Genomic DNA, 23,402 nt, shown 5'->3' with positions numbered 1-23,402 from the left:
GGCGCAAAGGTGCAGGGCCGCATGGCGGCTGGCGTCTTTGTCTAACTCAACTGCGACGCGAGGTAATCGGCCAGCGCTGCCGGGCTGGCCCCCGGCCTGCGCACGAACCAGCCGAGCTTGTGCTGCAAGGTGGCCGGCGTGAAGGCCGCATACAGATCAGGACGCTGCTCTTGCAGCCATTGCAGCAGGTTGTCGATCAGCACGCGCGGCGACTGTTCCTCCAGGTGCCTGAGCAACGGCGCAGGCACTCGCCACCACGGGCATACTTGAGCTGGCGTGACCGGGCCAGTCGTCACGGTCAGCGGCTGGCCATTGATCAGGTAACGCTCAAACACCGGCAAGACCTCGCCTGCCTGGTCACCCAATTGCTGCCACATCGGCTGAAACTGAGCGCCATCCCAAAAGCGCAAAAACACCGCCTGATCATTGGGCATCAGTACCTTGGTCAAGCTTTGCAGGTGGGCCACCACACTGTCCAACGTGCCGGAAGATACCGCCAACCACCCCCAGTCCGTGGCGTGCGCGGCGGCTATCCAATCGAGAAACGCACTGCCCGGCTCGACGATACCCACATAAGGCATCACTGCCTGCCAATTGGCGTAGGCGGTGCCTGCCCAGATCGCTTGCGGCAGCGGCCCCGCCATCATGGCTTGCCAGGCGGCGAGCGGCTTGGCGTCACTGGCATTGCCCAGTACGACAAAAAGCCGTTCATCAGCCAGCAGGGGAAACTGTGCCAGCCAAGTGTGGGGGTCCAAGGGTGCGTGCATCAGGGAATACTCCGTGTGTGCTCGGCGATATCGCACTGCCCTGCGCGGCAACGCTCGCACTCTTCACAAAAAGGCGCGCTGCGCTTCAGGTTGGCCGCTTGCGCAGGGCTCAGGGGGAGCGGGGTAACCGCCTGCACCGTCTCCTTCAAACCAGGCGTCAACGGCGCCGCCGTAGCTGCCGGAGCCCCGCCAGGCTGGATCGGCACACTGCTGAAAATGCCGGCCGCCGACAGCGTGATCGACTGCCCTCCCGCCTGAATCGTAACGCTGGCCCCGGCATCGATGACGATGCTTTGCCCTGCCCCAAGTTGAAGGGTGCGAGCGGCACGCACGTGCTGCGAACCGCCCACCACCAGGTGATCATCCTGCTTGAGTTCAGTCAGGCGATTGCCATGGGTGATGCGTTGCTCTTGGCCCTGCAATTCATGGTGCGACTCGCCGCCTACCGTGATCCGGCGCTGGTTATCGACCTGCACCTGCTGGTCATGCACTACGTGCTGGGTCCAGTCGCGCTGAGCGCGCAGGTAGATTTGCTCGGCGCCCTTGCGGTCTTCGATGCGCAGCTCATTGTAGCCACCGCCACCGGGGCTGCTCTGGCTGCGAAAGAGACTCTGGGTTTTGTCCGCCGGCAGGTCGAGGGGCAAACGATTCGCCGCGTTGGGCAGGCAACCCATCACCAGCGGCATATCCACGTCACCATCGACAAAGCCCACCAGTACTTCCATACCTACCCGTGGGATCAACACCGCCCCATAGCGGTCATGGGCCCAGCCGCTCGCCACGCGCAGCCAGCAACTGGAATGCTCGTTGCGTTCCCCGTCGCGATCCCAGGCCATCTGCACTTTGACCCGACCGTATTCGTCGCAATGAATCTCACTGTCGGCAGGCCCGGTAACCACCGCGTTCTGATAGCCCGACAGCTGCGGACGAGACATGATCAAAGGCGTTCGAAACGGCACATCCCAAGGCGTCACGACAAATTCGTTGCTGTAGCCTGCAGGCACGTCTTCCCCGCAGGTCTCTGGCGCAGACTCCTCCAGCACTTGCGGCTGCTGCCCTGTATGGTGCAACTGGGTCACCAGCCACAGATCATTCCATTCCTGACGCGGGTGGCCGGCCATCTTCAGAAACCGCCCGGTGACCAGGGCCGGCTGGTCGCTGGTACCGCTGGCCTGGCGAAAGTCGCTGCGGTGACGCTCCAACACACGTTGCGCCAGGTACTTGCCGTGCGCTCGATCCGTGAAGTGACCCGGGTAGCGGTGCTCGTCGAGGGACGGCAGCTGCCCGCTGGATGCCGTGCTTTCCAATACCAGGCTGGGCTTCTTGAAGTCGTAGGCCCGCAGGTTCACGCCGGCGGTACGGGTTTCGAGCCGCAGGATAAAGCGCTTGATCGCAGGGGCCTCGGCCACCATCCCGGAACCGGCCAGGTAGGGCGTGTCCTGGTCCGGTCGGCTGAACACACTCTGGTCATCGCCAAACACCAGCAGGTGACGCTCGGGACTGTGCTGAAAGTGATAGTGAATACCTGACTCTACGCACAGGCGCTGGATGAACTGCAAATCGGTTTCGTCGAACTGAACACAGTACTCACGCTCGGGATACTGACCGCTCAGGCGAAACTCGAAGGTATCCCCCCGAATATCCTGGGCCTCCAGCACCAGCGCGATGATCTGCGGCACGGTTTTTTGCTGAAAGATCCGCTGGTGACTGCTGTGTTCCAGATACGCCAACTGCGGCACCAGGGTGATCTGGTAACGGGTCAGGCGCTTGCCCGAATCGCCTTGCGCGACGCGGTAAACCTGGCCATGAATACCGTGACCCTGGGCGTCGAACCCCAGGAATGCCTGACGGTGCAGAAGGCTGTCGAGGTCAAGGTCGGGTTGCTCGCTGACCAACTCAAGGTCAAAGCGAAAGGGCAGGCTGATAAATTCATCGCCCATGAATCCTTGAACCCTGAGATCACAAGGCTCCCCATCCAGGGTCAGGTTAAAGGCACTTTGATTGGCAGGAGCGAACATCCGGTGTTTCTCTGCGAAGGGTGAGCGAGCGATTCTGCAACAGCCATTTGCCGAGTCGGGCACTGCTGCGGAAAATAAGTAAGGTCCTACATCGGCGATGCCGGAATCCTCAAGGCCTGATCGCTCAGGCAAAAAAAAGGCCCGCATCCATCGGACGCAGGCCTTCTTTTCGATGACTGGGCGATCAACGCCCAGCGTTATTACTTGTTGAGGTTGTAGTCTTTTTCCGCCGCATCAAAGCGCTCGACCATACCGGCAGTCGGTGCGCCCATCTTGCTGACAAAGTAGATCGCCAGGCTGGCGAAGATGAAGCCTGGGATGATTTCGTACAGGCCAAGCAACTCGAAGTGTTTCCACACGATCACGGTGATCGCACCCACCAGGATGCCGGCCAGTGCGCCGTTGCGGGTCATGTGTTTCCAGATCACCGAGATCAGCACCACAGGGCCGAAGGCGGCACCGAATCCGGCCCAGGCGTAGCTGACCAGGCCCAGTACGCGGTTTTCCGGATTGGCGGCCATGGCGATGGCGATCAAGGCCACCACCAGCACCATGATCCGACCGACCCACACCAGCTCAAGCTGGGAGGCGCCCTTGCGCAGGAATGCCTTGTAGAAGTCTTCGGTCAGGGCACTGGAACACACCAGCAATTGGCAGCTCAGGGTGCTCATCACGGCCGCCAGGATCGCCGACAGCAACACACCGGCAACCCATGGATTGAACAGGATCTTGGCCAGCTCGATAAACACGCGCTCAGGGTTTTCGGTCACGGGACCGGCCACCTCAGGATGCGCCGAGAAGTAAGCGATGCCGAAGAAGCCGACCGCCACGGTGCCACCCAGGCACAGGATCATCCAGGTCATGGAGATGCGACGCGCCTTGGCGATCGACTTCACCGAGTCCGCCGCCATGAAGCGCGCGAGGATGTGCGGCTGGCCGAAGTAACCCAGGCCCCAGCCCATCAGCGAGATGATGCCGATGAAGGTGGTGTTTTTCAGCATGTCGAAGTTGGTCGGGTCCTTGGCTTCGATGGCCAGGAAGGTGGTATCCACGCCGCCGGTGGCCAGCAGCACGATGATCGGGGTCAGGATCAACGCGAAGATCATCAGCGTGGCTTGCACGGTGTCAGTCCAGCTGACCGCCAGGAAACCGCCGATAAAGGTGTAGGCGATGGTCGCCGCAGCACCGGCCCACAGCGCCGTCTCGTAGGACATGCCGAAGGTGCTTTCGAACAGGCGCGCACCGGCCACAATGCCGGAGGCGCAGTAAATGGTGAAGAACACCAGGATCACCACGGCGGAAATGATCCGCAGCAGGCCGCTTTTATCTTCGAAGCGGCTGGAGAAGTAATCCGGCAGGGTCAGGGCGTCGCCGTTGTGTTCGGTCTGCACCCGCAGGCGACCGGCTACGAACAGCCAATTGAGGTAGGCACCGACGATCAGGCCGATGGCGATCCAGCTTTCCGACAAGCCAGACATGTAGATCGCGCCGGGCAGGCCCATCAACAACCAGCCGCTCATATCGGAAGCACCGGCGGACAAGGCTGTCACCACGCTACCGAGGCTGCGACCGCCAAGGATGTAATCGGAAAGGTTGTTGGTGGAGCGATAGGCCATCAGACCGATCAGCACCATTGCTGCGATATAGATCACGAACGTGATCAGGGTTGGATTACTAACGCTCATATGAGTGACGCCCTGGCTTTGTTTTTATGTAGCGACGGTCTGTCAGCCCGCTACCGGTAGTAACCGATAAACGAGACTGAATGCCGCGCATTTATGACTGGCGTTTCCCCAGGAAAGCCGCCAGCCGATGAACCAAACCGTAGAAGTGGTTGCACCTTGGTGCGCGAATGCTATTCAACAATGTAAATAAGGTGCAACCAGTTTCTTGCGAATAAGTTGCACCCGTGCGCATTTCAGGACAAACACCGTGTTTTTGCTCCTTTTCGGAGCAAGCACACTCAATCTCAGAAGCAAATGCACCGACAAGGGGCCGATTCGGTAGAAGGCCGAATTTTTTCCGATCAAGCGTCAAAAATTTCATGAACAAAAAGGGTTGCACCCGGTTGCACCTCTCCATGGGCAAAGTTAATCTTGCCGCCAGCAGATGCCACTCGGTAGTGGCACCCATGAGGATAAGAATATGGCTACGACCACCCTTGGGGTCAAACTCGACGACCCGACCCGCGAACGCCTCAAGGCCGCCGCGTCCTCCATTGATCGCACGCCGCACTGGCTGATCAAGCAGGCGATTTTCAATTACCTGGAGAAACTCGAGGGTGGTGCAACCCTGTCCGAGCTCAATGGCTTGAGCAGCAAGGAAGCCGACGACGCGGGCGAGGTCCAGGCCGACCACGCGCACCAGTGCTTCCTTGAGTTCGCCGAGAGCATCCTGCCGCAGTCCGTATTGCGCGCCTCGATCACCGCCGCTTACCGTCGCCCCGAGCCGGAAGTGGTGCCGATGCTGATCGAGCAGGCTCGTCTGCCGGCAGACATGGCCGAAGCCACCAACAAGCTGGCCGCCACGATTGCCGAAAAACTGCGCAACCAGAAGAGCGCCGGCGGGCGTGCCGGTATTGTTCAGGGCCTGCTGCAGGAATTTTCCCTGTCGTCCCAGGAAGGCGTGGCGCTGATGTGCCTGGCCGAAGCGCTGCTGCGCATCCCGGACAAAGGCACTCGCGATGCGCTGATCCGCGACAAGATCAGCACCGGCAACTGGCACCCGCACCTGGGTAACAGCCCGTCGCTGTTCGTCAACGCCGCCACTTGGGGTCTGCTGTTGACCGGCAAACTGGTCGCCACCCATAACGAAGCCGGTTTGACCTCGTCCCTGAGCCGCATCATCGGCAAAAGCGGCGAGCCGATGATCCGCAAGGGCGTCGACATGGCCATGCGCCTGATGGGCGAACAGTTCGTCACCGGCGAAACCATCGCCGAAGCCCTGGCCAACGCGAGCAAGTTCGAAGCCAAGGGTTTCCGCTATTCCTACGACATGCTCGGGGAAGCCGCGCTTACCGAACACGATGCGCAGAAGTACCTGGCCTCGTACGAACAAGCCATTCATTCCATCGGCAAGGCGTCCCACGGCCGTGGGATCTATGAAGGCCCGGGCATCTCCATCAAGCTCTCCGCCCTGCACCCGCGCTACAGCCGTGCGCAGTACGAGCGGGTAATGGACGAGTTGTACCCGCGCCTGCTGTCACTGACCTTGCTGGCCAAGCAATACGACATCGGCCTGAACATCGACGCCGAAGAAGCCGACCGCCTGGAATTGTCGCTGGACCTGCTGGAACGTCTGTGTTTCGAACCGCAACTGACCGGCTGGAACGGTATCGGTTTCGTGATCCAGGCCTATCAGAAGCGTTGCCCGTATGTGATCGACTACGTCATCGACCTGGCCCGCCGCAGCCGCCACCGCCTGATGATCCGCCTGGTAAAAGGCGCGTACTGGGACAGCGAAATCAAGCGCGCCCAGGTCGAAGGCCTGGAAGGCTATCCGGTGTACACCCGCAAGGTGTACACCGATGTTTCCTACATTGCCTGCGCACGCAAACTGCTGTCGGTGCCGGAAGTCATCTACCCGCAGTTCGCCACGCACAACGCCCACACGTTGGCAGCCATCTATCATATTGCCGGTCAGAACTATTACCCCGGCCAGTACGAATTCCAGTGCCTGCACGGCATGGGTGAACCGCTGTATGAACAGGTTGTAGGCAAGGTTTCCGAAGGCAAGCTGAACCGTCCGTGCCGCGTGTACGCGCCGGTCGGCACTCACGAAACACTGCTGGCGTACCTGGTGCGCCGCCTGCTGGAAAACGGCGCGAACACCTCGTTCGTCAACCGCATCGCCGACCAATCCATCTCGATCCAGGAGCTGGTGGCCGATCCAGTGGCGAGCATCGAGCAGATGGCGACCGTGGAAGGCGGCTTCGGCCTGCCGCACCCACGCATCCCGCTGCCGCGAGACCTGTATGGCCGCGACCGCGCCAACTCGGCCGGTATCGACCTGGCCAACGAGCATCGCCTGGCATCGCTGTCCTGCGCCCTGCTGGCCACCGCCCACAACAACTGGAAAGCCGCGCCGATGCTGGGTTGCGCCTCCAGCGAACAACCGGCCGCGCCGGTGCTGAACCCGTCGGACCTGCGCGATGTGGTCGGTCATGTTCAGGAAGCCACGGTCGAAGACGTCGACAATGCGATCCAGTGCGCCATCAGTGCCGCGCCGATCTGGCAGGCCACCCCGCCTGCCGAACGCGCCGCGATCCTGGAACGCGCCGCCGACCTGATGGAAGGCGAAATCCAGCCGCTGATGGGCCTGCTGGCCCGCGAGGCCGGCAAGACCTTCGCCAATGCCATCGCCGAAGTGCGCGAAGCCGTGGACTTCCTGCGCTACTACGCAGTGCAGGCACGCAACGATTTCACCAACGACGCCCACCGCCCGTTGGGCCCGGTGGTATGCATCAGTCCATGGAACTTCCCGCTGGCGATCTTCAGCGGCCAGGTCGCTGCTGCATTGGCCGCCGGTAACCCGGTACTGGCCAAGCCTGCCGAACAAACGCCGCTGGTCGCCGCCCAAGCCGTGCGCATCCTGCTCGAAGCCGGTATTCCGCAAGGCGTGCTGCAATTGCTGCCGGGCCAGGGCGAAAGCGTCGGTGCGCGTCTGGTCGGTGACGAGCGCGTCAAAGGCGTAATGTTCACCGGTTCCACCGAGGTTGCACGCTTGCTGCAGCGCAATGTCGCCGGTCGCCTGGACGCCCAGGGGCGTCCGATTCCGCTGATCGCCGAAACCGGTGGTCAGAACGCGATGATCGTCGATTCGTCGGCGCTCACCGAACAAGTGGTCATCGACGTGGTGTCGTCGGCCTTCGACAGCGCCGGCCAACGCTGCTCGGCCCTGCGCGTCCTGTGCCTGCAGGAAGATTCGGCAGACCGCGTCATCGAAATGCTCAAGGGCGCCATGGCCGAATGCCGCCTGGGCAACCCGGAGCGCCTGTCGGTGGATATCGGCCCGGTGATCGACGCCGAAGCCAAGGCCGGCATCGAGAAACACATCCAGGCCATGCGCGACAAAGGCCGCAATGTGTATCAGGTGGCGATTGCCGATGGCGACGAGATCAAGCGCGGCACCTTCGTGATGCCCACCCTGATCGAGCTGGAAAGCTTCGACGAGCTGCAACGGGAAATTTTCGGTCCGGTGCTGCACGTGGTGCGCTACAAGCGCAAAGAGATCGACCAACTCATCGGCCAGATCAACGCATCCGGCTACGGCCTGACCCTGGGCGTGCACACTCGCATCGACGAGACCATCGCCAAGGTGATCGACAACGTCAACGCCGGTAACGTCTACGTCAACCGCAACATCGTCGGCGCCGTGGTCGGCGTGCAACCGTTCGGCGGTGAAGGCCTGTCGGGTACCGGCCCGAAAGCCGGTGGCCCGCTGTACCTGTACCGCCTGCTGTCGACCCGTCCTACCGATGCGATCGAGCAATCGTTCGTACGGGGCGACAAGTTGGCGGCGCCGGATGTGCGTCTGCGCGACGCCATGAGCCAATCGCTGACCGCCCTGAAAACCTGGGCCGACAGCAATAAGTTCAGCGAGCTGAGCGCACTGTGCACACAGTTCGCCGCACAGTCGCAAAGCGGCATCACCCGCCAACTCGCCGGGCCGACCGGCGAGCGCAACAGCTATGCGATCCTGCCGCGCGAACACGTGCTGTGCCTGGCGGAGGTGGAAGGTGACCTGCTGACCCAACTGGCCGCAGTGTTGGCGGTAGGCGGTTCGGCGGTATGGCCGGAAACCGAGCTGACCAAGGCCTTGTTCCCACGCCTGCCCAAAGATATCCAGGCGAAGATCAAGCGCGTGGCCGACTGGACCAAGGACGACGTGGTGTTCGACGCGGTCCTGCATCACGGTGATTCCGACCAACTGCGCGCGGTGTGCCAGCAAGTGGCGCAGCGTGGCGGGGCGATTGTTGGCGTGCATGGTCTGTCCCAGGGCGAAACTGCCATTGCCCTGGAGCGCCTGGTCATCGAGCGCGCATTGAGCGTTAACACCGCTGCGGCGGGCGGCAACGCGAGCCTGATGACCATCGGTTAAACGCGGTAAAAATGTGGGAGGGAGCTTGACCCCGATTGCAGTGGATCAGTCAGCTTATGTTTGGCTGACACACTGCTATCGGGGGCAGGCCCCCTCCCACATTTGGCCTCATTGCAAATCGCAGCCTGCGTTTTGCCCCTCCATCACCCAGATCAATCTTGCTATCCAGCCTCTATTCGCGCACTTAGACTCAGGGCAATTCCTTAAAGGTATGCCGCCATGTCCGAGACGCTGCTCAGTTCCCGCAATCTGGCTTTCGAGCTGTACGAAGTCCTCGATGCCGAGGGCCTGACCCAGCGCGAGCGGTTTGCCGAGCACACTCGCGAAACCTTCGACGCCGCCATCGGCACGGCGCGCACCATCGCCGAAAAGTACTTCGCGCCCCACAACCGCAAGAACGACGAAAACGAACCGCGCTACGAAGACGGCAAGGCGATCCTGATTCCGGAAGTAAAGCCGGCTGTGGACGCGTTTCTCGAAGCGGGTTTCCTCAATGCCGCGCGCAGTTTCGAAGCTGGCGGCATGCAGTTGCCGACCTTGCTGTCCCAAGCCTGCTTCGCGCACTTCCAGTCCGCCAACGCCGCATCCACGTCCTATCCGTTCCTGACCATGGGCGCCGCCAACCTGATTGAAAGCTTCGGCACCGAAGAGCAAAAACAGCGTTTCCTGCAACCGATGATCGACGGACGTTTCTTCGGCACCATGGCCTTGACCGAGCCACACGCCGGCTCATCCCTGTCGGATATTCGTACCCGTGCAGAGCCTGCGGCTGACGGCACCTATCGCCTGAAGGGCAACAAGATCTTTATCTCCGGCGGCGACCACCCGCTGTCGGAAAACATCGTGCACATGGTGCTGGCCAAGCTGCCCGACGCACCGGCCGGGGTGAAGGGTATTTCGCTGTTTATCGTACCCAAGTTCCTGGTCAACGATGACGGCAGCCTGGGTGAGCGCAACGATGTATTGCTGGCCGGGCTGTTTCACAAGATGGGCTGGCGCGGCACCACGTCCACCGCACTTAACTTCGGCGACAACGGTAACTGTGTCGGCTACCTGGTGGGCAAACCGCACCAGGGGCTGAGCTGCATGTTCCAGATGATGAACGAAGCCCGCATCGGTGTGGGCATGGGCGCGGTGATGCTCGGTTACGCGGGCTACCTCTATTCGCTGGAGTACGCCCGCGAACGTCCGCAAGGCCGCCTGCCGGACAGTAAAGACCCTAGCACCGCGCCGGTGTCGATCATCCAGCACGCCGACATCAAGCGCATGCTGCTGACGCAAAAAGCCTACGTGGAAGGTGCCTTCGACCTGGGCCTGTACGCCGCCCACCTGTTCGACGACACCACCACCCTGGCAACCGAGGACGAACGCAAACAGGCCCACGAGCTGCTGGACCTGCTGACCCCCATCGTCAAATCCTGGCCGTCGGAGTTCTGCCTCAAGGCCAACGAACTGGCGATCCAGATCCTGGGTGGCCATGGCTATACCCGTGAATACCCGGTGGAACAGTACTACCGCGATAACCGTTTGAACCCGATCCACGAAGGCACCCATGGCATCCAGTCCCTGGACCTGCTCGGGCGCAAACTGGCGCAGAACGGTGGTGCCGGTTTGAAGCAGTTGATTCGCTTGATCGCCGAGACCGGGGGCCGTGCGCAAAAGTACCCCTCACTCACAGCGCTGCGAGAACCCTTGGAGCAACTGGTCAATCGCCTGCAAAGCGTCACCCTCGGCCTGCTGACCGATCTTGCCCAAGGCAAGGTCAACAGCAGCCTGGCGAACTCGGCGCTGTACCTGAAGGTGTTCGGGCATACGGTGATTGGCTGGCGCTGGCTGGAACAGGCGATTCGCGCCGAAGAAGGGCTGGCCGGGGGCAATGCCGCCGATGTGGCCTTCTATAAAGGCAAGCTCCAGGCCGCCCGGTACTTCCTGACCTGGGAAGTACCAGGCTGCCATCATGAACTGGCGATTCTGGAGGCACGTGACGATACGTGCCTGGGGATGCAGGATGCGTGGTTTTAAGGCTGGATCGCCTTGGAAATCACTTCGACCGTGGCGCTGACTTGCTCTTGGTAACGGTCGAGTTCCTGTTGGTGAGCCTGCTGCATTTCGATCTGCTCGGCGCACAGGTTCAGCGCGGCCAGTACCAATAATTTGTCGCCGATCAGGGTCGGGTACTTTTTCTTGGTGGTGGCCAGGGAGGCCTTGAGCATGGTCACGGCGTGCATCAGGGTCTGGTCTTCCCCGGCCGGCGCCTTGATCGAGTAATCCTCTCCGAGAATCGAAACGACCTTTATCCCTTCGTTCATGCGCTGACAGGCCCTGCGCTCACACGCTCAACCAGTGCCTGGATGCGCGCGGCGGTGGCGCCGTGTTTTTCTTCCTGCTCCATCAGGTTCAGTTGCAGGCTGTCGTTTTCGTCCCTGGCACGGGCAAGCTCCGCCTTGAGGGATTCGTTGCTGCCCAGCAGGTCCTGATTCTGCTGTACCAGATCGCTGACCAGTTGTTCCAGTTGGCTGAGGGATGCTTCTAACATTTTGATTTCTCGAGCTTTTAAAAGGGCGGTGACGATAAAGAAAATTCACCTCGGATGCCAGGGTTATCCCCGGCGCGCAGCCCGATTCCTAAGGGTCGGGCCGCACTTTCGAGCCTTAGTGACTGCAATTACCCGATCTGGTTCCTGAATCGCTGCAACCCCTGGTCAGATGCGACAAAAACGCGCAGCCCCTTAAGACTTTAGTCGAATGGCCGATACGCGATGCACACCCCGTCTCATGGCCGCACGGATCGCGCTCCCCCCAGGATTCCAGCATGTCTCTTCGTAATATGAATATCGCACCGAGGGCCTTCCTCGGCTTCGCGTTTATCGGCGCCTTGATGTTGTTGCTCGGCGTGTTCGCGCTGAACCAGATGAGCAAGATCCGAGCGGCCACCGAAGACATCACCCTGGCCAGCGTACCCAGCATCCGCGCCCTCGACGAGTTCACCCAGCTCACATTGCGCCTGCGTGTGTTGTCGTACCGCTTGCTCACCAACCGCGAGCCGGACGTGCAGCAAAAGACCCTGGAAGCGTTCGATGTGCGCAACCAGCAGATCCGCACCGCCCAGGGCGTGTATGAAAAGCTGATCGAGAGCAGCGAAGAGCGCTCGACCTACAATGAATACGTGCGCTTGCTGGCTCAGTATCATCAGATCGAAGAGCGCATGAAGAGCCTGTCCCGGGCCAATCAGGTCGAAGAGCTGCGTGCCCTGCTCAACACCGAACTGCTGACCAACTCCGAGCAGGTCAACGCGGTACTCAACCGCCTGCTGGAAATCAATAACGCCATGGCCCTGGACACCAATCAGCAGGCCGAAGACCAGTACCACCTGGCCTTCAACATGGTGATAGGCCTGCTGGTGATCGCCACCGCGCTGACCCTGTTGTTCGCCTGGCTGCTGACCCGCAGCATCACCGTGCCGATCTCCCAGGCCCTGGAAGCGGCGGAAGAAGTGGCCGAAGGCAACCTCACGCGTCCGATCAAGGTCGACGGCAACGATGAAGCCGGGCGCCTGCTGGCCGCCATGGCCAAGATGCAGGACAAGCTGCGCGACACCCTGCAACGCATCGCCGGCTCGGCCACGCAACTGGCGTCCGCCGCCGAAGAGCTCAACGCCGTCACCGACGAAAGCGCGCGCGGCCTGACCCAGCAGAACAACGAAATCGAACAAGCCGCCACCGCCGTCAACGAGATGACCAGCGCGGTCGAGGAAGTCGCACGCAATGCCGTGAGCACCTCCGAAGCCTCGCGCAACGCCACCACCTCTGCAGGTGACGGGCGTGACCTGGTGCAGGAAACCGTCAGCGCCATCGAACGCATGAGCGGCGATGTGCAAGCCACCGCGACCTTGATCGGTGAGCTGGCCAATGAATCGCGCGATATCGGCAAGGTGCTGGACGTGATCCGTGGCCTGGCCGACCAGACCAACCTGCTGGCCCTCAACGCGGCGATCGAAGCGGCGCGGGCCGGTGAGGCCGGGCGTGGTTTTGCCGTGGTGGCGGATGAAGTTCGTGCGTTGGCCCATCGCACCCAGCAGTCCACCAGCGAAATTGAACGCATGATCGGCAGCATCCAGACCGGCACCGAGCATGCGGTGGATTCGATGCGCAACAGCACCGAGCGCGCCGAATCGACGCTGAACATCGCCAAGGGCGCGGGGCTGTCGCTGGACACCATCAATACCGCGATTGTCGAGATCAACGAGCGCAACCTGGTGATCGCCAGCGCAGCGGAAGAACAGGCCCAGGTCGCACGGGAAGTCGACCGCAACCTGGTGAATATCCGTGACCTGTCGGTGCAATCGGCGACCGGCGCCAGCCAGACCAGCGCGGCGAGCAGCGAGCTGTCGCGCCTGGCGGTGGACTTGAACGGGATGGTAGGCCGCTTCCGCCTCTGACTGACCACACACTGGCTTGAAAATGTGGGAGGGAGCTTGCCCTGATGCCAGTCTGTAGGAGCGAGCTTGCTCGCGAAAAACGTCAACGATAACGCGTGCTTCCTGACTGACCGCGGCGCCTGTGAGTTTTTCGCGAGCAAGCTCGCTCCTACACTGGCATCAGGGCCTGCCCCCCTCCCACATTTGGAATGGGGTGGAAATCTTTATTATGGGATTCCCCCCACAAAAGCTTTTTGACAGCACAGCAATTCAACAGGTTAGAATCCCTGGCACGCAGACTGCATGGTCAGTTTGCGTCCTGTCTTTCATGCTCTGGAGTACTGCCTTTGAATGCGACGACCATCAACAGCCTGTTCTTGATCGGCGCGTTGCTGGTGAGTGCGAGCATTCTGGTGAGTTCTCTTTCGTCGCGCCTGGGGATTCCGATCCTGGTGATCATCCTGGCCGTGGGCATGCTCGCTGGCGTCGATGGCGGCGGCATCATCTTCGATAACTACCCGACCGCCTACCTGGTGGGCAATCTGGCGCTGGCCGTGATCCTGCTTGATGGCGGTTTGCGCACGCGGGTGGCGAGTTTCCGTGTGGCACTGTGGCCGGCCTTGTCCCTGGCCACGGTGGGCGTGTTGATCACCACCGGCTTCACGGGCATGGCGGCGGCCTGGCTGTTCAACCTCAATATCATCCAGGGCTTGCTGATCGGCGCCATCGTCGGCTCCACGGACGCGGCAGCGGTGTTCTCGCTGCTGGGCGGCAAGGGCCTGAACGAGCGGGTCAGCGCCAGCCTGGAAATCGAATCGGGCAGCAACGACCCGATGGCGGTGTTCCTCACAGTCACCCTGATCGACATGCTCGCCAGCGGCCAGACCGGCCTGCACTGGAGCCTGCTGACCCACCTGATCCGCGAATTCGGCATCGGCGGCCTGGTTGGCCTCGGCGGCGGTTGGCTGATGCTGCAGATGGTCAACCGCATCAACCTGGCCAACGGGCTTTACCCGATCCTGGTGATCGCCGGCGGCCTGTTTGTGTTTGCCCTGACCAACGCCTTGCACGGCAGCGGCTTTCTCGCCGTGTACCTGTGCGGCCTGGTAATCGGCAACCGCCCGGTGCGCAGCCGCCACGGCATCCTGCATATGCTCGACGGCATGGCCTGGCTGGCACAGATCGGCATGTTCCTGGTGCTGGGCCTGCTGGTCACGCCCCATGACTTGCTGCCCATCGCCCTGCCCGCCCTGGGCCTGGCGCTGTGGATGATCCTGTTCGCACGGCCGCTGTCGGTGATGGTCGGCCTGCTGCCGTTCAAGGCCTTCCACGGTCGCGAAAAAGCCTTTATTGCCTGGGTCGGCCTGCGCGGTGCGGTGCCGATCATCCTCGCGGTGTTCCCGCTGATGGCCGGCCTGCCCCATGCGCAGCTGTACTTCAACCTGGCGTTCTTTATCGTGCTGGTCTCGCTGCTGGTGCAGGGCACCAGCCTGCCGTGGGTGGCCAAGTTGCTCAAAGTCACCGTACCGCCGGACCCGGCGCCGATTTCCCGCGCCGCCCTGGAAGTGCACGTCACCAGTGAGTGGGAGCTGTTCGTCTACCGCCTGGGCGCGGAAAAATGGTGCATCGGCGCCGCCCTGCGCGAGCTGAAAATGCCCGAGGGCACGCGGATCGCCGCACTGTTCCGAGGCCAGCAACTGCTCCATCCGTCGGGTAGTACGGTGCTGGAAGTCGATGATCTGCTCTGCGTCATCGGCCATGAACACAACCTGCCGGCCCTCGGCAAACTGTTCAGCCAGGCCCCGCAACGCGGCCTCGACCTGCGCTTCTTCGGCGACTTCGTACTGGAAGGCGACGCCCAGCTGGGCGCGGTGTCGGCGCTGTACGGGCTCAAGCTGGAGGGTATCGACCCGGACATGCCATTGAGCCGCTTCATCACCCAGAAAGTTGGCGGCGCGCCAGTGGTGGGCGACCAGGTGGAATGGAACAACACCATCTGGACCGTCGCAGTCATGGACGGGAACAAGATCGGCAAAGTCGGCGTCAGATTCCCCGAAGGAAGTCGCCCGGGCCCCGGGCTCTTCCTCTAAACTGCGGGGCGACAACGCCCCGATTCTTCACCTTGCTCGACCGGTCTCTATGCCAATCCTGCGCACTTTTCTCGCTACTGCCCTGCTGGGCCTGACCCTTTGTGTCGGCACCGTCCACGCCGCCGACCCGCCCAGCGCCGACGCTGTCCAGCAATCCCTGGACAAACTGCCCGACCGCAAGCTGCCCGACGCCGACATGAAAGCGTTGCAGGGCGTCCTGCAACAGACCCTGACGTTCCTGGCCAGCAAGCAGGATTACGAGCAGCGCCTGGCCGACCTCAAACGCCAGCTTGAGGACGCGCCGCGCCAGACCGTCGAAAACCAGCGCGAGTTGACCCGGCTCAAGGCCACCAAAATCGTCCCGGTGGCCCAACGCTACGCCAGCCTGCCCGTGCCGCAGCTTGAGCAATTGCTGGTGCAGCGCAGCACCCAGCAAGGCGACCTGCAAAAAGAGCTGGCCGATGCCAACAGCCTGACCATCGCCGCCCAGACCCGGCCCGAGCGCGCCCAGACCGAAATCAGCAGCAGCCAGACGCGCATCCAGCAGATCAATGCGACCCTCAAGACTGGCAAAGACAACGGCAAAGCCATCAGCGGCGACCAGCGTAACCAGCTCAACGCCGAACTCGCCGCCCTGAATGCGCTGATCCCCCTGCGCCGCCAGGAACTGGCCGGCAACAGCCAGCTGCAAGATCTGGGCAACAGCCAGCACGACCTGATCCAGGAAAAAACCGCGCGCCTGGAACAGGAAATCCAGGACCTGCAAACCCTGATCAACCAGAAACGCCTGGCCCAGTCCCAGCAGACGGTGACCCAACAGTCCATCGAAGCGCAGAAAGCCGGCGGCAGCAGCCTGCTGGCCACGGAAAGCGCGGCCAACCTGAAGCTCTCCGACTACCTGCTCAAAAGCACCGACCGCCTCAACGACCTGACCCAGAAAAACCTGCAGACCAAGCAGCAACTGGACACCGTCACCCAAAGTGATTCGGCGCTGGACGAGCAGATCAACGTGCTCAAGGGCAGCCTGCTGCTGTCCAAGATCCTCTACAAACAGAAACAGGCGCTGCCGCGTTTGACCGTCGACCGAGATCTCGCCGACGACATCGCCAACATTCGCCTGTACCAGTTCGAGGTCAACCAGCAGCGCGAGCTGATCAGCTCTCCCAGCGCCTATGTGGATAACCTGCTGGCCAACCAGCCGCCGGACGACGTCACCCCGCAATTGCGCCGCACCCTGCTGGAACTGGCGATCACCCGCAGCGACCTGCTGGAGCGCCTGAGCCGTGAATTGAGCGCGCTGCTCAACGAATCCATTACCCTGCAACTGAACCAGAAACAACTGCTCAGCACCGCCACCACGCTGCGCGCCACGCTCGATGAGCAGATGTTCTGGATTCCGAGCAACAAACCGCTGGACACCGAGTGGCTGGAAACCGTACCGGCGCACCTGAGCAAGCAAATCACCACCCTGCCCTGGGCCTCCAGCGTCAGCGAGCTGTATGACGGCCTGACCCAGCGCCCGCTGCTGTTCCTGCCGCTGCTGCTGTTGATTGGCGCGCTGCTGTGGCGGCGCAAGGCGCTGTATCAGCGCCTCAATAAAGTCCATCTGGACATCGGTCACTTCAAGCGCGACAGCCAGTGGCACACGCCGCAGGCGATCCTGATCAATATCCTGCTGGCGATGCCGGTGTCCCTGGGCCTGGCGCTGTGCGGCTATGCACTGCAGATCGACGCCCGTGGGCAAAACGCCAACCTGGGTTCGGCCCTGCTGCAGATCGCCCAGGCCTGGCTGGTGTTCTACACCGCCTACCGCATCCTGGCGCCCGGCGGCGTGGCCGAGTTGCACTTTCGCTGGGAAAAACCCCAGGTGGAATTCCTGCAGGGCTGGGTGCGCAAGCTCGGGCTGGTGGTACTGGCCCTGGTGGCCGTGGTTGCCATCGCCGAACACCAACCGGCGGCACTGGCCGAAGACGTGCTGGGCATCGCCGTGGTGCTCACCTGCTACGCCTTGATGGCGTGGTTGCTCAGTCGCCTGCTGCTGAACAGTCCCACCCATGAAAAAGCCTCGCTGTTTCGCAAGACGATCGGGCTGGTCTTCACCGCCCTGCCCGTCGCATTGTTTATTGCCGTGTGCTTCGGCTACTACTACACCGCCCTGAAACTCAGTGACCGCTTGATCAACACCCTGTACCTGCTGATGTTCTGGCTGGTCATCGAGGCCACCTTCGTGCGCTGGCTGAGCGTGGCCGCCCGGCGCCTGGCCTATGCTCGCGCCCTGGCCAAACGCCAGGCGGCCAAGGACGCCGGTGAAGGCGAAGCCGTGGTGGAAGAGCCGACGCTGGACATCGAAAAGGTCAATGAACAATCCCTGCGCCTGATCCGCCTGGCCCTGCTCGGCGGGTTTATTGCGGCCCTGTACTGGGTATGGTCGGACCTGATCTCGGTATTTTCCTACCTGGATAACGTCACGCTGTACGAATACACCAGCGGCACGGGTGCCAATATCAGCATGGTGCCTATCAGCATCGGCGACCTGCTCGGTGCATCGATCATCATTGGCATCACCTTCGCCCTGGCGCGCAACCTGCCCGGCCTGCTGGAAGTCCTGGTGCTGTCCAAGCTGGACCTGGCCCAAGGCAGTGCCTACGCCACCACCACCTTGCTGTCCTACATCATTGCCGGCGTCGGGTTTGTTACCACGTTGTCCACCCTGGGTGTGAGCTGGGACAAGCTGCAATGGCTGGTCGCGGCGCTGTCGGTAGGCCTGGGCTTCGGCATGCAGGAGATCTTTGCCAACTTCATCTCCGGCATCATGATCCTGTTCGAGCGCCCGGTGCGCATCGGCGACACCATCACGATCGGCAACCTGTCCGGCACGGTGAGCAAGATCCGCATTCGCGCCACCACCATCACCGACTTTGACAACAAAGACATCATCGTCCCGAACAAGACCTTCATCACCGGACAGCTGATCAACTGGTCGCTGACCGACACCATCACTCGCGTCACTCTGAAGCTGGGCGTGGACTACGGCTCCGACCTGGACCTGGTGAAGGAATTGTTACTGAAGGCTGCGCGGGAAAACCCACGGGTACTGAAAGAACCGGAACCTCATGTGTACTTCCTCAACTTCGGTGAAAGCACCCTGGACCACGAACTGCGCATGCATGTGCGCGACCTGGGCGACCGCAACCCGGTGCTGGACGAGGTCAACCGTTTTATCAACCGTGAGTTCAAGAAGCAGCACATCAACATCTCGTTCAGGCAGATGGAGATCTACCTGAAAAACCTCCACGGCCAGGAATACAAATTGGTGCCGGCCGAAGACGAGCGCAAAACCATCGTCGCGCCCGAGCAGGATGCCCCTGAGCCGCCCGCCGGAAAGGTCGAGGATGCGCCTGAACCACCGCCGAGCAAACTCGACTAACGAACTGAGCCCCAGCCAAATGCTGGGGCATCCTGCTGGAGATGCCCGGTGAAAGCTCTCGACGAACTGACCTTCGACAACCGCTTCGCACATCTGGGCGATGCGTTCTCAACCCACGTGTTGCCCGAGCCCCTCGACGAGCCGCGCCTGGTGGTGGCGAGCGCCGCCGCCATGGCCCTGCTCGACCTCGACCCGGCCGTGGCAGAAACACCCGTGTTTGCAGAACTGTTCGGCGGCCATAAGCTGTGGGCCGAAGCGCAGCCGCGGGCGATGGTCTATTCCGGGCACCAGTTCGGCGGCTACACCCCGCAACTGGGCGATGGCCGTGGGTTATTGCTGGGCGAGGTGTATAACCAGGCCGGCGAGCATTGGGACCTGCACCTCAAGGGCGCTGGCATGACGCCCTACTCACGCATGGGCGACGGGCGCGCAGTATTGCGCTCCTCGATCCGTGAATTCCTCGCCTCCGAAACGCTCCATGCACTGGGCATTCCCACCAGCCGCGCCTTGTGCGTGATCGGCTCCAGCACGCCGGTGTGGCGTGAGAAGCAGGAGCGCGGGGCCATGGTGTTGCGCCTGGCGCCCAGCCATATCCGCTTCGGGCATTTCGAGTACTTCTATTACACCCAGAAGCTCGATCAACTGGCCGAGCTGGCCGAACACGTATTGAACCTGCATTACCCCGAGTGCCGCGAACAGCCTGAGCCGTATCTGGCGATGTTCCGGGAAATCGTCGAGCGCAATGCCGAGATGATCGCCAAATGGCAGGCGTATGGTTTCTGCCACGGCGTGATGAACACCGACAACATGTCGATCCTGGGCATCACCTTCGACTTCGGGCCGTTTGCGTTTCTGGACGATTTCGACGCGCACTTCATCTGCAACCATTCCGATCACGAAGGGCGTTACTCCTTCAGCAATCAGGTACCGATCGGGCAGTGGAACCTCAGCGCGCTGGCCCAGGCGCTGACGCCGTTTATCAGCGTTGACGCACTCAAGGAAGCCCTCGGCCTGTACCTGCCCCTGTACCAGGCGCATTACCTGGACCTGATGCGTCGCCGGTTGGGCCTGACCACCGCCGAAGAGGATGATCAGAAGCTGGTGGAGCGCCTGCTCAAACTGATGCAGAACAGCGGCGTGGATTACACGCTGTTCTTCCGGCGCCTGGGCGATGAATCGGCGGCGCTGGCCGTGGCGCGTTTGCGCGACGACTTTGTCGATCTCGCCGGTTTCGATGCCTGGGCCGAGCTGTACAAGGCCCGTGTCGCAAGGGACGGGGACTGCAGCGAAGCGCAGCGCCGTGAGCGGATGCATGCCGTGAATCCGCTGTATATCCTGCGCAATTACCTCGCCCAAAACGCAATCGCCGCCGCCGAGTCCGGGGACTACAGCGAAGTGCGGCGGCTGCATGAAGTGCTGACCAGGCCGTTCGAGGAACAAGCGGGGATGGAGCAGTACGCACAGCGGCCGCCGGATTGGGGCAAGCATCTGGAGATCAGTTGTTCGTCGTAAGTCTTTTATGACAATTAAATTGTTCTGTGATGAGCAGGGTCACCACAAAAGCAAGTTTTGCATGAAGCCAATAGCCGCCCCGAGGAGCCCCTGATGTCCGAATCTCTTGTAATCCCCTGCCCTCATTGCAACGGTCTCAACCGCATCCCCGGCGCACGCCTGGGTGATGCACCCAAATGCGGGCGCTGCAAGCAGCCGGTGCTGTTGAACAAGCCCTTTGAATTGAAACAGGGCGACTACGCCAGCCAGATCAAGGGCGACCTGCCGTTGCTGGTGGATGTGTGGGCCGACTGGTGCGGGCCGTGCAAGTCGTTTGCGCCGGTATTCGAGCAGGCCGCCGGGCAGCTTGAAGGCAAATGCCGGTTGGCCAAGCTGGACAGTGAGGCTAACCAGCAGTTGTCGGCGCAGTTGGGGATTCGCTCGATTCCGAGTTTGATTCTGTTCAAGAACGGCCGGGAAGTGGCGCGCCAGAGTGGGGCCTTTCCGTTGCCGCAGTTGATGAGTTGGTTGCGTAGTCAGGGGGTGTAACCCGATCAGGAAAGCACCACAGGACAGTGTGGGAGGGGGCTTGCCCCCGATAGCAGTGGGTCAGTTGCCAAGTGCATGACTGACACACCGCCATCGGGGGCAAGCCCCCTCCCACATTTTGACCGTGTTTCAGCCTTGGGCCAGCGGGGCTTGGCGGTCCATCATCTGGCTGACCAGCATGACGCCAAGCTCGCTCAGTTGATGGATAGCCAGAGCCACATCGCGGTGTTCACCGGTGAGGTCGTTGGATAGATTGAGCAATAAGGTGCGGACCGAAGAGAAGGTTTCGTAGCTGTTGATGACCAGCGCTTCGGTGGGGAGGTTGGGTGTGACGGTATAGAGGTTAACCATGGATCGTCTCCGGGTAGATGAGCCGCAACCAACGCGCTACTAAACGGAGGGTGGCAGCTGTACGCAGGTTAGTAGACCGGGGAGACGCAACCGGCGCGCTCGAAAGCGCCCTCCGTACAGCCACCATCAATTACTGATAATTTGCCGTACGTCTCACCACGGGCTACTAAACCCGATCACTGAACATTCAGCGACCGGCAAACCTTAGAGACGCCCATCCAGACGCACAAGCCGGCGGATTCTGGCGTAGCTGTAGGCAAGGTTACAAGGCCAATCCCCTGCTGCCAGACGCTTCCTACAGACCCTGTGGGAAAAATCCAAATCCCTCTGCCGGAACGCTATCCAAATGTGGGAGGGGGCTTGCCCCCGATAGCGGTGGGTCAGCTACAAATAAGCTGGCTGACATACCGCCATCGGGGGCAAGCCCCCTCCCACATTTTGTCCGCGTTTCAGCCTTGGGGCAGCGGGGCTTGGCGGTCCATCATCTGGCTGACCAGCATGACGCCAAGCTCGCTCAGTTGATGGATAGCCAGAGCCACATCGCGGTGTTCACCGGTGAGGTCGTTGGATAGATTGAGCAATAAGGTGCGGACCGAGGAGAAGGTTTCGTAGCTGTTGATGACCAGCGCTTCGGTGGGGAGGTTGGGTGTAACGGTGAATAAATTCATATTTTCGTTCTCTGCCAGGGCCATCGCCTGCTTGCTACTAAACAAGGGGCGGCAGCTGTACGCAGGTTAGTAGACCGGTAGAACGAAAGCAAAACCCGGCGCACCCGAAGGTGCCCTGCGCACAGCTACCATCGACAGGCAAAAACGCCATGCTTTTGGAACGGTGCACATGCTTTCGTCTGAGCGGGCTACTAAACCCGATCACTGAACATTCAGCGACCGGCAAACCTTAGAGACGCCCATCCAGACGCACAAGCCGGCGGATTCTGGCGTAGCTGTAGGCAAGGTTACAAGGCCAATCCCCTGCTGCCAGACACTTCCTACAGACCCTGTGGGAAAAATCCAAATCCCTCTGCCGGAACGCTAGCCAAATGTGGGAGAGGGCTTGCCCCCGATAGCGGTGGGTCAGCTACAAATAAGCTGGCTGACATACCGCCATCGGGGGCAAGCCCCCTCCCACATTGAAACTGTGTACCGCTTGAGGTCAGGCATTTTCCAGCAGGTTATGCAGTTCCACAAACTGCTGGGTCAGCTTGTGCCGTGGGTCCAGATGAATCAGCGGCTTGCTCTCCTGATGCGACTCGCGCATGCGCACGGAGCTGGCCAGGTACACCGGCAGCACCGGCAGCCCTTCGGCAATCATTTCATCGAGTATCTGCTGCGGCAGGCTCGCCCGGGCCTGGAACTGGTTGACCACGATGCCTTCGACTTCCAGGCCTTCGTTATGGTCATCCTTCAATTCTTCGATTTCAGCCAACAGCACATACAGGGCCTGGCGCGAGAAGCTGTCGCAATCGAACGGAATCAGCACGCGATCAGCGGCTATCAGCGCCGAAACCGCATAAAAATTCAGAGCCGGCGGTGTGTCCAGGTAGATACGGTCGTAATCCTCGCTCAACTCATCCAGCAGCTTTCGCAGCTTGTTGATCTTGTGCTTGGCCTCGAGCTTGGGCTGCAGATCCGCCAGTTCCGGGGTGGCGGTGATGACGTGCAGGTTGTCGAAGGGCGTCTCGTAGATATCCACCTTGTTCTTCTTGGAAAACGGCCCGGAAGACAGGGTCTGCTTGAAAAAGTCGGCGATCCCCATGGGAATGTCGTCACCGGTAAGCCCGGTGAGGTACTGGGTGGAGTTGCCCTGTGCATCGAGGTCCACCAACAGGGTTCGATAACCTTCGCTGGCGCTGACCGCCGCCAGGTTGCAGGCGATGCTGGACTTGCCCACGCCGCCTTTCTGATTGAACACCACGCGCCGCATGGAAAAGCCTCCGTGTCTCAATGAATAACCCGAGTGTAGAGCGCAAAAGCGCCGGTTAGCTACCTCGTTCATCCATCCCCTGTGTCTGGCTCACAAATGAATGGGAACGCTCCCACAATCCGGTTCGACCCTCAGTCGCACACAGCGCGTAAATTTCAACGACTTATTTGTAATCAATAGCGAACAAATTTTAACCAATATTTGCTAGAACCCCACGGCACCGGGATAATGCGCGCCATTCGGCCTTTGTCCTCTGTCCCGGAATCCGGGG

Annotated in this window: 15 protein-coding genes and 1 pseudogene; 8 read left to right on the top strand and 8 right to left on the bottom strand. The window is 61.2% G+C overall.

All coding sequences use genetic code 11. The features are described from left to right. Positions 1 to 41 precede the first annotated feature (41 nt). The 3 genes from MRY17_RS02195 to putP form a co-directional block, all read right to left on the bottom strand. Positions 42 to 767, bottom strand: coding sequence for a DUF4123 domain-containing protein (locus tag MRY17_RS02195; protein ID WP_243353222.1), 726 nt, complete (start codon positions 765 to 767; stop codon positions 42 to 44). After that, a complete protein-coding gene (locus tag MRY17_RS02190; protein WP_243353221.1) occupies positions 767 to 2,785 on the bottom strand; it encodes a type VI secretion system tip protein VgrG in 2,019 nt (672 codons plus the stop codon). The genes MRY17_RS02195 and MRY17_RS02190 overlap by 1 nt, the downstream gene beginning before the upstream one ends. 200 nt (positions 2,786 to 2,985) lie before the next feature. After that, on the bottom strand, positions 2,986 to 4,470 hold the full coding sequence (gene putP / locus MRY17_RS02185; protein ID WP_043050728.1) for a sodium/proline symporter PutP: 1,485 nt from the start codon (positions 4,468 to 4,470) through the stop codon (positions 2,986 to 2,988). A 460-nt stretch (positions 4,471 to 4,930) separates the two neighbouring features. On the opposite strand from putP, the gene putA reads away from it, so the two are divergent. Next, complete coding sequence (gene putA, locus MRY17_RS02180; RefSeq protein ID WP_181285853.1) at positions 4,931 to 8,884, top strand: trifunctional transcriptional regulator/proline dehydrogenase/L-glutamate gamma-semialdehyde dehydrogenase; 3,954 nt, start codon at positions 4,931 to 4,933, stop codon at positions 8,882 to 8,884. Between the two features lie 219 nt (positions 8,885 to 9,103). Beyond that, a complete protein-coding gene (locus MRY17_RS02175; RefSeq protein WP_181285852.1) occupies positions 9,104 to 10,906 on the top strand; it encodes an acyl-CoA dehydrogenase in 1,803 nt (600 codons plus the stop codon). On the opposite strand, the gene MRY17_RS02170 is transcribed toward MRY17_RS02175, so the two are convergent. Both MRY17_RS02170 and MRY17_RS02165 read right to left on the bottom strand, forming a co-directional pair. After that, positions 10,903 to 11,193, bottom strand: a complete 291-nt coding sequence (locus MRY17_RS02170; protein WP_057724383.1) for a cell division protein ZapA — start codon at positions 11,191 to 11,193, stop codon at positions 10,903 to 10,905. The two genes, MRY17_RS02175 and MRY17_RS02170, sit on opposite strands and share 4 nt — an antisense overlap. Next, the gene (locus MRY17_RS02165) at positions 11,190 to 11,420 is read right to left on the bottom strand and encodes a hypothetical protein (protein ID WP_057724384.1); all 231 of its coding nucleotides are present in this window, start codon (positions 11,418 to 11,420) and stop codon (positions 11,190 to 11,192) included. Before MRY17_RS02165 ends, MRY17_RS02170 begins: the two co-directional genes overlap by 4 nt. 275 nt (positions 11,421 to 11,695) lie before the next feature. On the opposite strand from MRY17_RS02165, the pseudogene MRY17_RS26535 reads away from it, so the two are divergent. From MRY17_RS26535 to trxC, 6 genes and pseudogenes are all read left to right on the top strand, one after another. Next, positions 11,696 to 12,466: pseudogene (locus MRY17_RS26535) on the top strand (MCP four helix bundle domain-containing protein); the annotation flags it as partial. Continuing rightward, a complete protein-coding gene (locus MRY17_RS26530; RefSeq protein WP_375154691.1) occupies positions 12,449 to 13,321 on the top strand; it encodes a methyl-accepting chemotaxis protein in 873 nt (290 codons plus the stop codon). The pseudogene MRY17_RS26535 and the gene MRY17_RS26530, both read left to right, overlap by 18 nt. Positions 13,322 to 13,647: 326 nt before the next feature. Next, positions 13,648 to 15,390 carry a potassium/proton antiporter gene (locus MRY17_RS02155; protein WP_181282823.1) on the top strand — a complete coding sequence of 581 codons (1,743 nt, stop codon included), beginning with the start codon at positions 13,648 to 13,650 and terminating at the stop codon, positions 15,388 to 15,390. Between the two features lie 49 nt (positions 15,391 to 15,439). Next, on the top strand, positions 15,440 to 18,817 hold the full coding sequence (gene mscK, locus MRY17_RS02150) for a mechanosensitive channel MscK (protein ID WP_181282824.1): 3,378 nt from the start codon (positions 15,440 to 15,442) through the stop codon (positions 18,815 to 18,817). A gap of 48 nt (positions 18,818 to 18,865) precedes the next feature. After that, positions 18,866 to 20,329 carry a protein adenylyltransferase SelO gene (gene selO / locus MRY17_RS02145; protein WP_243353220.1) on the top strand — a complete coding sequence of 488 codons (1,464 nt, stop codon included), beginning with the start codon at positions 18,866 to 18,868 and terminating at the stop codon, positions 20,327 to 20,329. A gap of 93 nt (positions 20,330 to 20,422) precedes the next feature. Next, positions 20,423 to 20,857, top strand: coding sequence for a thioredoxin TrxC (trxC, locus tag MRY17_RS02140; RefSeq protein ID WP_181282826.1), 435 nt, complete (start codon positions 20,423 to 20,425; stop codon positions 20,855 to 20,857). Between the two features lie 129 nt (positions 20,858 to 20,986). Here the strand turns inward: trxC and MRY17_RS02135 are convergent, their stop codons facing one another. The 3 genes from MRY17_RS02135 to MRY17_RS02125 all read right to left on the bottom strand — a co-directional run bounded on the left by MRY17_RS02135 (position 20,987) and on the right by MRY17_RS02125 (position 23,131). Then, entirely contained in the window at positions 20,987 to 21,208 is a 222-nt protein-coding gene (locus tag MRY17_RS02135; RefSeq protein ID WP_191952727.1) for a DUF6124 family protein, read from the bottom strand. 449 nt (positions 21,209 to 21,657) lie between these two features. After that, the gene (locus MRY17_RS02130) at positions 21,658 to 21,876 is read right to left on the bottom strand and encodes a DUF6124 family protein (protein ID WP_057724392.1); all 219 of its coding nucleotides are present in this window, start codon (positions 21,874 to 21,876) and stop codon (positions 21,658 to 21,660) included. Positions 21,877 to 22,360: 484 nt separating this feature from the next. Beyond that, entirely contained in the window at positions 22,361 to 23,131 is a 771-nt protein-coding gene (locus MRY17_RS02125; RefSeq protein ID WP_243353219.1) for a ParA family protein, read from the bottom strand. Between the last annotated feature and the right edge of the window lie 271 nt (positions 23,132 to 23,402).

The sequence above is a fragment of the Pseudomonas orientalis genome, from assembly GCF_022807995.1.
GTDB classification, from domain to species: Bacteria; Pseudomonadota; Gammaproteobacteria; order Pseudomonadales; family Pseudomonadaceae; genus Aquipseudomonas; species Aquipseudomonas orientalis_B.
The sequence above is the reverse complement of the archived record's forward strand: the minus strand, read 5'-3'. Positions and strand labels throughout refer to the sequence as shown.

What these genes read in the sequence shown, in the direction of transcription:
- MRY17_RS02135 (WP_191952727.1), bottom strand. Translation starts at nt 21,208, where the DNA reads ATGGTTAACCTCTATACCGTCACACCCAACCTCCCCACCGAAGCGCTG.
- trxC (WP_181282826.1), top strand. Translation starts at nt 20,423, where the DNA reads ATGTCCGAATCTCTTGTAATCCCCTGCCCTCATTGCAACGGTCTCAAC.
- MRY17_RS02175 (WP_181285852.1), top strand. Translation starts at nt 9,104, where the DNA reads ATGTCCGAGACGCTGCTCAGTTCCCGCAATCTGGCTTTCGAGCTGTAC.
- MRY17_RS02125 (WP_243353219.1), bottom strand. Translation starts at nt 23,131, where the DNA reads ATGCGGCGCGTGGTGTTCAATCAGAAAGGCGGCGTGGGCAAGTCCAGC.
- mscK (WP_181282824.1), top strand. Translation starts at nt 15,440, where the DNA reads ATGCCAATCCTGCGCACTTTTCTCGCTACTGCCCTGCTGGGCCTGACC.
- putP (WP_043050728.1), bottom strand. Translation starts at nt 4,470, where the DNA reads ATGAGCGTTAGTAATCCAACCCTGATCACGTTCGTGATCTATATCGCA.
- MRY17_RS02195 (WP_243353222.1), bottom strand. Translation starts at nt 767, where the DNA reads ATGCACGCACCCTTGGACCCCCACACTTGGCTGGCACAGTTTCCCCTG.
- MRY17_RS02170 (WP_057724383.1), bottom strand. Translation starts at nt 11,193, where the DNA reads ATGAACGAAGGGATAAAGGTCGTTTCGATTCTCGGAGAGGATTACTCG.
- putA (WP_181285853.1), top strand. Translation starts at nt 4,931, where the DNA reads ATGGCTACGACCACCCTTGGGGTCAAACTCGACGACCCGACCCGCGAA.
- MRY17_RS02190 (WP_243353221.1), bottom strand. Translation starts at nt 2,785, where the DNA reads ATGTTCGCTCCTGCCAATCAAAGTGCCTTTAACCTGACCCTGGATGGG.
- MRY17_RS02165 (WP_057724384.1), bottom strand. Translation starts at nt 11,420, where the DNA reads ATGTTAGAAGCATCCCTCAGCCAACTGGAACAACTGGTCAGCGATCTG.
- MRY17_RS26530 (WP_375154691.1), top strand. Translation starts at nt 12,449, where the DNA reads ATGGCCAAGATGCAGGACAAGCTGCGCGACACCCTGCAACGCATCGCC.
- MRY17_RS02130 (WP_057724392.1), bottom strand. Translation starts at nt 21,876, where the DNA reads ATGAATTTATTCACCGTTACACCCAACCTCCCCACCGAAGCGCTGGTC.